The sequence below is a fragment of the Citrobacter braakii genome (assembly GCF_009648935.1).
Classification (GTDB): Bacteria; Pseudomonadota; Gammaproteobacteria; order Enterobacterales; family Enterobacteriaceae; genus Citrobacter; species Citrobacter braakii.
Window position 1 is genome coordinate 151126 of the sequence record NZ_CP045771.1, and the last position, 13219, is coordinate 164344.

General features: G+C 54.0%; 10 protein-coding genes. 7 read left to right on the forward strand and 3 right to left on the reverse strand.

Annotation, left to right across the window (positions count from 1 at the left end; translation table 11 throughout):
* The first annotated feature begins 372 nt into the window (after positions 1–372).
* From thiB to thiQ, 3 genes are read left to right on the forward strand one after another with little or no spacing between them, the layout of a single operon-like run.
* Positions 373–1356 (forward strand): thiamine ABC transporter substrate binding subunit, encoded by a 984-nt coding sequence (gene thiB, locus GFC06_RS00655; protein WP_153689726.1) that lies wholly within the window; start codon positions 373–375, stop codon positions 1354–1356.
* Positions 1332–2942, forward strand: coding sequence for a thiamine/thiamine pyrophosphate ABC transporter permease ThiP (thiP, locus tag GFC06_RS00660; RefSeq protein ID WP_065554747.1), 1611 nt, complete (start codon positions 1332–1334; stop codon positions 2940–2942). Before thiB ends, thiP begins: the two co-directional genes overlap by 25 nt.
* Positions 2926–3627: a thiamine ABC transporter ATP-binding protein ThiQ gene (gene thiQ / locus GFC06_RS00665; protein ID WP_016151677.1), complete on the forward strand. Its 702-nt coding sequence runs from the start codon at positions 2926–2928 to the stop codon at positions 3625–3627. The genes thiP and thiQ overlap by 17 nt, the downstream gene beginning before the upstream one ends.
* Before the next feature lie 49 nt (positions 3628–3676).
* Here the strand turns inward: thiQ and GFC06_RS00670 are convergent, their stop codons facing one another.
* Together GFC06_RS00670 and araC are read right to left on the reverse strand one after the other, a co-directional pair.
* A complete protein-coding gene (locus GFC06_RS00670) occupies positions 3677–4444 on the reverse strand; it encodes a DedA family protein (RefSeq protein WP_016151676.1) in 768 nt (255 codons plus the stop codon).
* A gap of 119 nt (positions 4445–4563) precedes the next feature.
* Positions 4564–5409: an arabinose operon transcriptional regulator AraC gene (araC, locus tag GFC06_RS00675; RefSeq protein WP_003018834.1), complete on the reverse strand. Its 846-nt coding sequence runs from the start codon at positions 5407–5409 to the stop codon at positions 4564–4566.
* A gap of 339 nt (positions 5410–5748) precedes the next feature.
* On the opposite strand from araC, the gene araB reads away from it, so the two are divergent.
* Genes araB through araD form a run of 3 tightly spaced genes read left to right on the forward strand, consistent with a single transcriptional unit; the run spans position 5749 to position 9724 of the window.
* Positions 5749–7458 carry a ribulokinase gene (araB, locus tag GFC06_RS00680; protein ID WP_153689727.1) on the forward strand — a complete coding sequence of 570 codons (1710 nt, stop codon included), beginning with the start codon at positions 5749–5751 and terminating at the stop codon, positions 7456–7458.
* Positions 7459–7468: 10 nt separating this feature from the next.
* Positions 7469–8971 (forward strand): L-arabinose isomerase, encoded by a 1503-nt coding sequence (gene araA, locus GFC06_RS00685; protein ID WP_016155678.1) that lies wholly within the window; start codon positions 7469–7471, stop codon positions 8969–8971.
* A 57-nt stretch (positions 8972–9028) separates the two neighbouring features.
* Entirely contained in the window at positions 9029–9724 is a 696-nt protein-coding gene (gene araD / locus GFC06_RS00690) for an L-ribulose-5-phosphate 4-epimerase (protein ID WP_153689728.1), read from the forward strand.
* A 44-nt stretch (positions 9725–9768) separates the two neighbouring features.
* On the opposite strand, the gene GFC06_RS00695 is transcribed toward araD, so the two are convergent.
* The gene (locus tag GFC06_RS00695; RefSeq protein WP_016155677.1) at positions 9769–10152 is read right to left on the reverse strand and encodes a DUF4751 family protein; all 384 of its coding nucleotides are present in this window, start codon (positions 10150–10152) and stop codon (positions 9769–9771) included.
* A gap of 600 nt (positions 10153–10752) precedes the next feature.
* Here GFC06_RS00695 and polB point away from each other — a divergent pair.
* The gene (polB, locus tag GFC06_RS00700) at positions 10753–13104 is read left to right on the forward strand and encodes a DNA polymerase II (RefSeq protein ID WP_153689729.1); all 2352 of its coding nucleotides are present in this window, start codon (positions 10753–10755) and stop codon (positions 13102–13104) included.
* Positions 13105–13219 lie beyond the last annotated feature (115 nt).

Consider the following 13219-nt stretch of genomic DNA (forward strand, 5'->3'; position numbering starts at 1 on the left):
CGGCTCTTGATTGCCGCATAGCAACAAAATCATTACACTAACGCCGTTCTCAACGGGGTGCTAAATAAAAACATACACAAAATCATTCACGCTGCATCAAGGCGGCAAGCGAGTGAGTCCCCAGGAGCATAGATAACTATGTGACTGGGGTGAGCGACAAATCTGCCGGGAGCAGATTTGAACGCTGCTTGCAGCGGCCCCGAAGGGGCGAGGCCCGGAGATGGGCCGAGTAACGCAGCCAACACAGAGGCAGCGTGAATGATGAAGTGTATGGGCTGAGAGATACCCGTCGAACCTGATCCGGATAATGCCGGCGAAGGGATTTGAGGCTGCAACTCAAGTCCTTTGCCACCCAACTTTATGAGGTGCAAAGTGTTTAAAAAATGTCTTCCGCTTTTACTGCTGTGCGCAGCGCCTGCTTTCGCCAAACCTGTACTGACCATTTATACCTACGACTCGTTCGCAGCTGACTGGGGCCCGGGCCCGACAATAAAAAAAGCCTTTGAAGCTGACTGCAACTGTGAACTGAAACTGGTCGCGCTGGAAGATGGCGTCTCGCTGCTTAACCGCCTGCGCATGGAAGGAAAAAACAGTAAAGCTGACGTCGTACTGGGCCTCGATAACAACCTTCTGGAAGCCGCCACCCAAACCAAACTGTTTGCCAAAAGCGGTGTAGCAAGTGAAGCCGTAAACGTGCCCGGCGGCTGGAAAAACGATACCTTCGTTCCGTTTGATTACGGCTATTTCGCCTTCGTTTATGATAAGAACAAGCTGAAGAATCCGCCCAAAAGCCTGAAAGAACTGGTAGAAAGCGATCAAAAATGGCGCGTCATTTATCAGGACCCGCGTACCAGCACGCCGGGGCTGGGCCTGCTGCTATGGATGCAAAAAGTCTATGGCGATAAGGCGCCGGAGGCCTGGCGCGCGCTTTCGGCAAAAACCGTCACGGTCACCAAGGGCTGGAGTGAAGCCTACGGCCTGTTCCTGAAAGGCGAAAGCGACCTGGTACTCAGCTACACCACCTCTCCGGCCTATCACATCATCGCCGAGAAAAAAGACAACTACGCCGCAGCCAACTTTAGCGAAGGCCACTATTTGCAGGTAGAAGTCGCCGCCCGTACGGCGGCCAGCAAACAGCCGAAACTGGCCGAGAAATTCCTCAAGTTTATGGTATCTCCGGCCTTCCAGAACGCGATTCCGACCGGCAACTGGATGTATCCGGTAACCCAGGTCGCCCTACCGTCTGGATTCGAGCAACTGAATAAGCCAGCCACCGCGCTGGAATTTACGCCGCATCAGGTTGCGGCTCAACGCCAGGCATGGATTAGCGAATGGCAACGCGCCGTCAGCCGTTAATTCCCGGCTGGCTGGTTCCAGGGCTTACCGCCGCCACGCTGATGGTGGCCGTTGCCCTGGCCGCGTTTCTGGCGCTGTGGTTTAACGCCCCACGGGGGGAGTGGCTCTCACTGTGGCAAGACGACTACCTGTGGCACGTGGTGCGCTTTTCTTTCTGGCAGGCTTTTTTATCCGCAGTGCTGTCGGTCATCCCGGCGATTTTCCTTGCCAGAGCGCTCTATCGCCGCCGTTTTCCAGGACGACTGGCGCTGCTGCGCCTGTGCGCGATGACGTTAATCCTGCCAGTGCTGGTCGCGGTCTTCGGTATTCTTAGCGTGTACGGTCGTCAGGGCTGGTTGGCCTCGATCTGGCATACATTCGGGCTGGAATGGACGTTTTCGCCGTACGGTCTGCAGGGCATTCTGCTGGCGCACGTCTTTTTCAATCTGCCGATGGCCAGTCGTCTGCTGTTGCAGTCGCTGGAGAATATTCCCGGCGAACAGCGACAGTTAGCCGCTCAGTTGGGTCTGCGCGGCTGGCATTTCTTCCGCTTTGTTGAATGGCCGTGGCTGCGTCGGCAAATCCTTCCCGTCGCGGCGCTCATCTTTATGCTCTGTTTCGCCAGCTTCGCCACCGTTTTGTCGCTGGGCGGTGGACCGCAGGCCACAACCATCGAGCTGGCGATTTATCAGGCGCTGAACTTTGATTACGATCCCGCCCGCGCCGCCATGCTGGCGTTGATCCAGATGGTTTGTTGTTTAGCGCTGGTGCTCTTCAGCCAACGTCTGAGCCGCGCCATCGCCCCCGGTACCACGCTGGTTCAGGGCTGGCGCGATCCCGACGATCGTCTGCACAGCCGCCTGGCAGACGCACTGCTGATTATTCTGGCCCTGCTGCTACTGCTGCCGCCGCTGCTGGCGGTAATTGTCGATGGTATTAACCGCCATATGCTGGATGTTCTTAAGCAACCTGTACTGTGGCACGCGCTGGGAACCTCGCTGCGCATTGCGCTGGCGGCAGGTGCGTTGTGCGTAGTTCTCACCATGATGCTGTTATGGAGCAGTCGTGAACTGCGTGCCCGACAGCAGGTGCTGGCAGGTCAGATGCTGGAACTTAGCGGCATGATGATCCTCGCCATGCCGGGCATCGTGCTGGCAACCGGCTTCTTTCTGCTGCTCAATAACACCATTGGACTCCCCGAATCAGCCGACGGCATTGTCATTTTTACCAATGCGCTGATGGCGATCCCTTACGCGCTGAAGGTGCTGGAAAACCCAATGCGGGACGTCACCACCCGCTACAGTATGTTGTGCCAGTCGTTAGGAATTGAGGGATGGTCGCGCCTGAAAGTGGTTGAACTGCGTGCCCTGAAGCGCCCGCTGGCGCAGGCGATGGCTTTTGCCTGCGTGCTGTCGATTGGCGATTTTGGCGTGGTCGCGCTATTTGGTAATGAGGATTTCCGCACCCTGCCGTTTTATTTATATCAGCAGATTGGCTCTTATCGCAGTCAGGATGGCGCAGTTACGGCGTTATTGCTGCTGATCCTGTGCTTTACGCTGTTTACCGTTATTGAGAAATTGCCGGGTCGAAATGTTAAAACTGATTGATATCACATGGCTTTATCACCATTTGCCGATGCGCTTTACGCTGTCGATCGCACGCGGTGAGCAGGTCGCGATCCTCGGGCCCAGCGGCGCCGGGAAAAGTACGCTGCTGAATCTGATCGCCGGCTTCCTCACGCCTGCCAGCGGTACCATGTTGATTGAAGGTGAAGATCACACCGCCACGCCTCCCTCACGTCGCCCCGTTTCGATGCTGTTTCAGGAAAATAACCTGTTCAGCCACCTGAGCGTGCAGCAAAACATCGGCCTGGGCCTTAACCCGGGATTGAAGCTGAATGCATCGCAGCGGGAGAAAATGCATCACATCGCCCAGCAAATGGGGATCGACTCACTGCTGGAGCGCCTCCCCGGTGAGCTTTCCGGCGGTCAGCGACAGCGCGTAGCGCTGGCGCGTTGCCTGGTGCGGGAACAACCCATTTTGCTGCTTGATGAACCGTTCTCTGCGCTCGATCCCGCCCTGCGCCAGGAGATGTTAACGCTGGTTGCCGAGGTCTGTCGCGATAAACAGCTTACCTTGCTGATGGTATCCCACAGCGTAGAAGATGCGGCGCGAATTGCGTCCCGTTCGATTGTGGTCGCCGACGGGCGCATCGCCTGGCAGGGCAAAACGGATGAGTTATTAAGCGGTCAGGCCAGCGCCTCGACGCTCTTGGGCATCAAAGCCGAGTGATTGATTTCCCAGGCCGGATAAGCGTCAGCGCCATCCGGCAAAAGAATCGTCAGAACCCCACGACTTTACGCAGAATATCAATATACACCGGCATCAGCGGATGGCGCAGTAACGCCACCAGCGCAACCACGCCGATCCCAAGCGTCAACGGCGCCAGATACAGTAAACGGCTGCGGGGGAAATACGCGGTTAAGCGATCGACTGCCGCTTTGCCGCTACGCCACAGTCGCCAGCAAAACCAGCCCCCTACCCATAGCAACAGCGCCGTCGCCAGCAGCAACCATTTAAAATCCCCGCTCTGCATCTCAGAAGGAATATCAATTGCCGCCCCCGCCAGGATCCCCGGCAGGAAGTAGAACGGCGGCCACAGTACGCAACCAATAATATTCGGGACGATAAATTTAGCGACAGGCAGATCCAGCATGCCCGCCACCATTGGCACCAGCGGACGCGTCGGTCCCACAAAACGCCCCACCAGAATGGTAAACATGCTATGCTGATGCAGCGCGTGCTCGGTTTTATCCAGCAACGCCTTGTTCTTTTTCATGAACGACCAACGGTGCAGCGGCTTTTTAAAGCGCCAGCCCAACCAGAAAGAGATCCAGTCCCCTAACAGGCAACCAATGATGCCCGCAAGCCAGGCATGCCAGAAGTTCAGTTCGCCACTGCCAATCAGCGCCCCCAGTCCCGCCATCATCACGGTACCGGGCAGAATCAGGCCAACCAGCGCCAGTGACTCCAGAAAGGCCACCAGCAGTACGGCGATCAGGGAGTACAGGGCGGACTGAAGAATAAAGTGTTCCAGCAATGCTTGCATAATGTGTCCGTCAGATTTACGAAGCAGGGATTTTGATAACCCGTCTCAACTTCGTCAAGCCATCAATTGTCTGAATAGATTGCGAGTTATGACAACTTTCAGGACACATCATTCACTTTTTATTCACATCCGGCGCGAAACTCGCTCGGACTGGCACCGGTACATTTTTTGAAAACGCGAGAAAAATAGAGCTGATCGTCAAAGCCAACATTGCGCCCCACCGTAGCAATGGGCATACGAGTGGTACTCAGCAATAGCTTGGCCTGGCTGATACGCTGATCCTCGCGCCAGCTTAATACGCTGATACCCAACTGCTGACGGAACAGATGCGACAAACGGGAAGGCGACAGGCAGACGTGCTGTGCGACGCTGGCAATATCAAAATTACTGTCCGCCAGGTGATCGCTGATGTACTGGCAAGCGTCGCGCACGCGGTTGTCCATGGGGGGATGCAGCGATTCATTAATGGCTTCCATACGGCGGAGCAATAACTGTTCCAGTAAATTAATCGCCAGCAGTTCGGAATAGCGACCTTCTCCCTGCCCGGCGTTAATTATCTGCCCAAACAGTTCGTTAAAATGCGGCTGATGTGCTTCATCCGGACGAAAGAATCCAGTCTGGGCAAAAATGGCCGGCCAGGTCAGCCACTCCTGCCAGTAGGCGCGTGGGCGAAAGTAAACCCACTGGTGATACCACTCGCTGGCATCAGGATGGCGTCCGTAGTGGTGAATTTCTCCGGGCGGAAACAGCAAAATATCGCCAGGCCGACAGACAAATTGTTTGCCCTGATTATTGATAACCCCTTCGCCACGGATAGTGAGATTGAGGATATAGCCCTTCATACCCAGCGGCCTGTCGATAAAAAAATCCAGGTATCCGTTCGCCTCGATGGGGGTTAATCCGGCCACCAAATGCGCGTTAAACGAATAGCCTGGCAGCAGGGGATCGTTTTGCGTTTCAGCCATAATTTCAATACTCCCTATGTTCTGCTAAGAAACAATTTGTCCATATTACGCCAGACATCATTGCCATCGCCCCTGCGGGCCGCTGTGTTTGCGGTAATGGACCATCAACCCCGCTTGTGAAAAGCACTTTGTAAAAAATATGTACTGCGCCAACGTTAAAATCGGCTAACAAAAGTGTCTATAACTACGGCAGAAATGTCCACATTGATTATTTGCACGGCGTCACACTTTGTGATGCCACAGCATTTTAGTCCATAAGATTAGCGAATCCTGCCTGACGGTTTTTATCCCTACTAACTACTGTTTATCCATACCCGTATTTTTGGATGGAGTAAGACGATGGCGATTGCAATTGGCCTCGATTTTGGCAGTGATTCAGTACGCGCTTTGGCAGTGGAATGTGCCACCGGTGAAGAAATCGCCACCAGCGTAGAGTGGTACCCACGTTGGCAGGAAGGACAGTATTGCGATGGCCCAAACAACCAGTTTCGCCATCATCCACGCGACTACATTGAATCAATGGAAGCGGCGCTGAAAACCGTGCTGGCCGAACTGAGCGTTAAACAGCGTGCGGAAGTGGTCGGGATTGGCGTTGACAGCACCGGTTCAACCCCGGCCCCCATCGATGCCGACGGCAACGTACTGGCGTTGCGTCCGGAGTTCGCTGAAAACCCAAATGCAATGTTTGTCCTGTGGAAAGATCACACCTCAGTAGAAGAAGCTGAAGAAATTACCCGTCTGTGCCACACACCGGGCAAGATCGATTACTCCCGCTATATCGGCGGTATTTATTCCAGCGAATGGTTCTGGGCCAAAATCCTGCATGTGACCCGTCAGGACCACGCGGTTGCCGAGGCCGCGGTTTCGTGGATTGAACTGTGTGACTGGATTCCGGCCCTGCTCTCTAATACCGTACGTCCACAGGATATTCGTCGCGGTCGCTGCAGCGCCGGGCATAAATCCCTGTGGCATGAAAGCTGGGGTGGTCTACCGCCAGCCAGTTTCTTTGACGAACTCGACCCCATCCTCAACCGCCATCTGCAATACCCGATGTTTACCGATACCTTCACAGCCGACCTGCCGGTTGGCACCCTGTGCGCCGAGTGGGCGCAGCGTCTGGGGCTACCTGAAAGCGTGGTGATTGCAGGCGGCGCTTTTGACTGCCATATGGGCGCGGTCGGCGCGGGCGCACAGCCCAATACGCTGGTGAAAGTCATTGGCACGTCGACCTGCGACATTCTGATTGCTGACAAACACAGCGTCGGCGAGCGCGCGGTGAAAGGCATTTGCGGCCAGGTTGATGGCAGCGTGGTGCCGCATTTTATTGGCCTCGAGGCAGGCCAGTCCGCGTTCGGCGATATCTATGCCTGGTTTAGCCGTGTGCTGAGCTGGCCGCTGGAGCAGCTTGCCACGCAACACCCGGAGCTGAAGACCCAGATTAAAGCCAGCCAAAAACAGCTGCTTCCAGCGCTAACCGAAGCCTGGGCGAGAAATCCGTCGCTGGATCACCTGCCGGTGGTGCTCGACTGGTTCAACGGTCGCCGTACGCCCAATGCCAACCAGCGTCTGAAAGGAGTGATTACCGATCTGAATCTGGCAACCGACGCGCCAGCGCTGTTCGGCGGTCTGATTGCCGCCACCGCCTTTGGTGCACGCGCCATCATGGAATGCTTCACCGAACAAGGCATTGCGGTTAACAACGTAATGGCGCTAGGCGGCATCGCCCGTAAAAACCCGGTCATCATGCAGGCCTGTTGTGACGTGCTCAACCGTCCGCTACAGATTGTCGCTTCAGACCAGTGCTGCGCACTCGGTGCGGCTATCTTTGCCGCCGTTGCCGCGAAAGTACACACCGATATCCCAGCCGCTCAGCAACAGATGGCAAGCGCCGTGGAAAACACGCTGCAACCTCGACCAGAGCAGGCTCAACGTTTTGAACAGCTTTACCGCCGCTACCAGCAGTGGGCGGTTAGCGCTGAACAACAATATCTTCCGACTGCCGCTCCGGCGCAACAAACCCCGGTAGAACAGGCAACCCTGACACATTAAGGACACGACAATGACGATTTTTGATAACTATGAAGTGTGGTTTGTAATTGGTAGCCAGCATCTGTATGGCCCTGAAACCCTGCGTCAGGTAACCCAACATGCCGAGCACGTCGTTAACGCGCTGAATACTGAAGCTAAACTGCCCTGCAAACTGGTTTTAAAACCGCTGGGTACTTCACCTGACGAGATTACCGCTATTTGTCGTGACGCTAACTACGACGATCGCTGCGCAGGTCTGGTGGTCTGGCTGCACACTTTCTCTCCGGCCAAAATGTGGATTAACGGTCTGACTATCCTCAACAAGCCGCTGATGCAATTCCATACCCAGTTCAACGCCGCCCTGCCGTGGGACAGCATTGATATGGACTTTATGAACCTGAACCAGACCGCGCACGGCGGCCGTGAATTCGGCTTCATCGGCGCACGTATGCGTCAGCAGCACGCCGTGGTCACCGGTCACTGGCAGGACAAACAAGCGCACGAACGCATCGGCTCCTGGATGCGCCAGGCCGTGTCCAAACAGGATACCCGCCATCTGAAAGTCTGCCGTTTTGGCGACAACATGCGTGAAGTCGCGGTCACCGATGGCGATAAAGTCGCTGCGCAGATCAAATTCGGCTTCTCGGTAAATACCTGGGCCGTAGGCGATCTGGTGCAGGTAGTGAACTCCATTAGCGACGGCGAAATCAACGCGCTAATAGATGAGTATGAAAGCACCTACACCATGACGGCGGCAACGCAAGTCCACGGTGAGAAACGTCAAAACGTACTGGAAGCGGCCCGTATTGAACTGGGGATGAAGCGCTTCCTGGAACAGGGCGGATTCCACGCCTTTACCACGACATTTGAAGATTTACACGGCCTGAAACAGCTCCCGGGTCTGGCCGTACAGCGTCTGATGCAGCAAGGCTACGGCTTTGCGGGCGAAGGCGACTGGAAAACCGCCGCTCTGCTTCGCATCATGAAGGTGATGTCAACCGGTCTGCAGGGCGGCACCTCATTTATGGAGGATTACACCTACCACTTCGAGAAAGGCAACGATCTGGTGCTCGGCTCGCACATGCTGGAAGTGTGCCCGTCTATCGCGGTGGAAGATAAACCGATCCTCGACGTTCAGCATCTCGGCATTGGTGGTAAAGACGATCCCGCTCGTCTGATCTTCAACACCAAAACTGGCCCGGCAGTCGTTGCCAGCCTGATCGATCTTGGCGATCGCTATCGCCTGTTGGTTAACTGCATCGACACGGTTCAAACACCGCACTCCCTGCCGAAACTGCCGGTGGCTAACGCATTGTGGAAAGCCCAGCCTGATCTGCCAACCGCCTCTGAAGCTTGGATCCTGGCCGGTGGCGCGCACCACACCGTCTTCAGCCACGCGCTGGATCTAAACGATATGCGCCAGTTCGCTGAAATGCACGATATCGAGATCGCCGTGATCGACAACGATACCCGCCTGCCGGCCTTTAAGGACGCGCTGCGCTGGAACGACGTCTATTACGGTTTTAAACGTTAATTATGTTGTTGCCGGATGGCTCTGCGTTTGCCCGCTATCCGGCACAGAGGAATCAACATGTTAGAAGATCTCAAACGTCAGGTGCTGGAAGCCAATCTGGCGTTGCCTAAGCACCACCTGGTCACCTTGACCTGGGGGAACGTGAGTGCCGTCGATCGCGAGCGCGGCGTGTTTGTGATAAAACCTTCCGGGGTCGATTACAGCGTTATGACCGCAGAAGATATGGTCGTAGTCAGTATCGCCACCGGTGAGGTTGTAGAAGGTACGAAGAAACCCTCCTCCGATACCCCAACCCACCGTCTGCTGTATCAGGCATTCCCGACCATTGGCGGCATTGTTCATACCCATTCGCGTCATGCAACCATCTGGGCGCAGGCGGGCCAGTCGATTCCAGCCACGGGTACCACTCATGCGGACTATTTCTACGGATCGATTCCCTGCACACGGAAAATGACCGAGGAAGAAATCAACGGCGAATATGAGTGGGAAACCGGTAACGTGATCGTTGAAACCTTTGAGAAACAAGGCATTGACGCTTCGCAGATGCCTGGCGTGCTGGTGTACTCTCACGGTCCGTTTGCCTGGGGAAAAAACGCCGAAGATGCGGTACACAACGCCATCGTGCTGGAAGAAGTCGCCTACATGGGGATCTTCTGTCGCCAGCTCGCGCCGCAATTGCCGGATATGCAGCAAACCCTGTTAGATAAACACTACCTGCGTAAACACGGCGCAAAAGCCTACTACGGCCAGTGAAAACAATCTGAGCGCGCCCGGAATCTCGGTGACGCGCTCTCTGGTTATTCCTTTATATATTCCGCAAACGCACTTCGATACACACAGTTATTAGCACAAACGTATTTAATCACGTTGTCATAATGTCCCTGCGCCTCTTCACCATCCAGTGAATGAAAGAAAATGTAATCTGTAATCGTTGACTGCCAGCGCTGTCCATTCAACAGATAATTAATCACCGTATCACGATGACCATTTATTCTGTCATGCCCTTGCCAGTGAAAGAAAGCATTCCCACGTTCAATAACCTCAGTACGCCAAATTTGACCTGACCATGTTCTATACTCAATATATTGACTTACTGATTTAATTGTAGGGTTAGATAACTGAGTATTAACAAATAAATAGTGATCATATCCTACCTGTAACGCCTGAGTATAAATATCCATAATAGGCCTCCATAACACTACGCACCCAAGCTATTGATATAAAACACCCGAGCTATCTGATGAATAAAATTATATTCAGCGATAAAAATCAAATTATACAGAGAGATATTCCCGACGAAATCGAACCGAAAATCCGTTTTTATCAAGACAATAGCAAGCCATAAAAATATATTATATTCAACCTGGTAACCCGAGTGTTTGATTAAAATAGTTACACTAACCATGAATAAAAACAAATAAAAAAAAGAACCATTTTTCCTGAACCGAGGGATGAGTAACAAAACCGTACAAGCACGATTCCGAAAATGACATAAAAATCCTGAAACGGACTTCCAATTAATGAAACAAACATAATTACAAAACAATAATAGATATAAATAGCCATGACAGGCCAATAAAATAATTCAAGGAAGAGCTTTCAATTAAGGCATTCATTTATTAAATACCAAACTCTATCCTGTAACACTTTTACTGCGGAGGGCATTTTACTGTTACTGTCACAATAACTGCCCGCAGCTCTCATTTTTAACTGTACAAAATAACAGTACAATCGTGTAAACCAGGCTATAATAATGCCTGGTTTTTTAATGGGTACGCAGCGTGGCGCAGGCAGGCTTTATTTTAACCCGGCACTGGCGGGACACCCCGCAGGGAACTGAGGTCACATTCTGGCTGGCTACGGACGACGGGCCGCTACAGGTCACGCTCGCGCCTCAGGAGTCGGTCGCGTTTATTCCTGTCAGTCAGGTTCCTCGCGTAGCGTCATTATTACGCAATGAAAACGGCTATCGTCTGACGCCGCTGCAATTGCAAGACTTCCACCGCCAGCCCGTTTCCGGCCTGTATTGCCGCTCACATCGCCAGCTCATGCGGCTGGAAAAGCTCCTGCGTGAAAACGCAATTACCGTCTACGAGGCCGACGTGCGTCCGCCGGAACGGTATCTGATGGAGCGTTTTATCACCTCACCTGTGTGGGTTGAAGGCGACAGACATAACGGTACGCTGGTTAATGCCCGGTTGAAGCCGAACCCTGACTATCGACCGCCGCTGAAATGGGTCTCGCTGGATATCGAAACCACCCGCCACGGCGAACTCTACTGTATCGGCCTTGAAGGCTGTGGGCAGCGTATTGTCTACATGCTCGGCCCGGCAAACGGCGATGCCTCAGCGCTGGATTTTGAACTTGAATATGTCGCAAGCCGCCCGCAGTTACTGGAAAAGCTCAACGACTGGATTGCCCGTCACGATCCTGATGTGGTAATCGGCTGGAACGTCGTGCAATTCGATTTACGCGTCCTGCAAAAGCATGCTGAACGTTACCGCATTCCCCTGCGTTTTGGCCGTGACAATAGCGAGCTGGAGTGGCGCGAACATGGCTTCAAAAACGGCGTATTCTTCGCGCAGGCTAAAGGTCGCCTGATTATCGACGGCATTGAGGCGCTTAAATCCGCATTCTGGAATTTCTCATCCTTTTCACTGGAAACGGTGTCACAGGAACTGCTGGGCGAAGGGAAGTCGATAGATAATCCCTGGGACAGGATGGACGAAATAGATCGCCGGTTTGCCCAGGATAAGCCCGCGCTCGCCACTTACAATCTCAAAGACTGTGAGCTGGTCACGCGTATTTTTCATAAAACCGAGATCATGCCATTTTTGCTGGAACGATCGACGGTAAACGGCCTGCCGGTCGACCGGCACGGCGGTTCCGTTGCCGCCTTCGGCCATCTCTACCTACCGCGAATGCACCGGGCGGGCTATGTGGCACCGAATCTGGGGGAAGTTCCCGCGCACGCCAGCCCCGGTGGCTACGTGATGGACTCGCGCCCGGGTTTGTACGACTCCGTGCTGGTGCTGGATTACAAAAGCCTGTACCCGTCAATCATTCGTACTTTTTTGATCGATCCAGTGGGACTTATCGAAGGGATGGCACAGCCGGATCGGGAACACAGTACCGAGGGGTTCCTTGACGCCTGGTTCTCACGCGAAAAGCACTGTCTGCCGGAAATTGTTACCCAGATCTGGCATGGGCGTGATGAAGCCAAACGCCGCGGCAATAAGCCGCTCTCACAGGCGCTGAAAATCATCATGAACGCGTTTTACGGCGTGCTTGGCACCACCGCCTGCCGCTTTTTCGACCCGAGGCTGGCTTCGTCTATCACCATGCGCGGTCACGCGATCATGCGTCAGACCAAAGCGCTGATTGAGGCTCAGGGTTACGACGTCATCTATGGCGACACCGACTCCACCTTTGTCTGGCTTAAAAAGGCGCACTCGGAAGACGATGCGGCCCGGATTGGTCGGGATCTGGTGAGCTATGTCAACAACTGGTGGGCGCAATCGCTGAAGCAGCAAAACCTGACCAGCGCGCTGGATCTGGAATTTGAAACCCACTTTTGTCGCTTTCTGATGCCGACCATTCGCGGTGCAGATACTGGCAGCAAAAAACGCTACGCCGGAATGATTCAGTCAGGCGCTGAGCAACGCATGGTCTTTAAAGGTCTGGAAACGGTACGCACCGACTGGACGCCGCTGGCCCAGCAGTTTCAGCAGGAGCTGTACCTGCGAATTTTTCGTAACGAGCCTTATCAAGAGTTTGTTCGCGAGACTATCGACCGTCTGATGGCGGGTGAACTGGATGAACACCTGGTGTACCGCAAACGCCTGCGCCGCCCGTTGAGCGAATACCAGCGGAATGTTCCGCCGCACGTTCGCGCCGCACGGCTCGCCGATGAGCAGAACGTCAAACTGGGGCGTCCGCAGCAGTATCAGAATCGTGGCACGATTAAATATGTCTGGACGATAAATGGACCTGAACCTGTTGATTATCAGCTATCTGCACTTGATTACGAGCATTATCTGACCCGCCAGATCCAGCCGGTTGCCGAGGGAATTCTTCCCTTTATTGACGATAATTTTGCTACACTACTCACAGGACAACTGGGGTTATTTTGACGCGTGACGAAACCGCCGCCATCCAGTACCATAGCGCCCTTTCCATTCCTGGACCCATTTAACACCCCTACCACTGATTTATTAGCCTGGTAGCGGGGTCGTATGCTCTCAATAA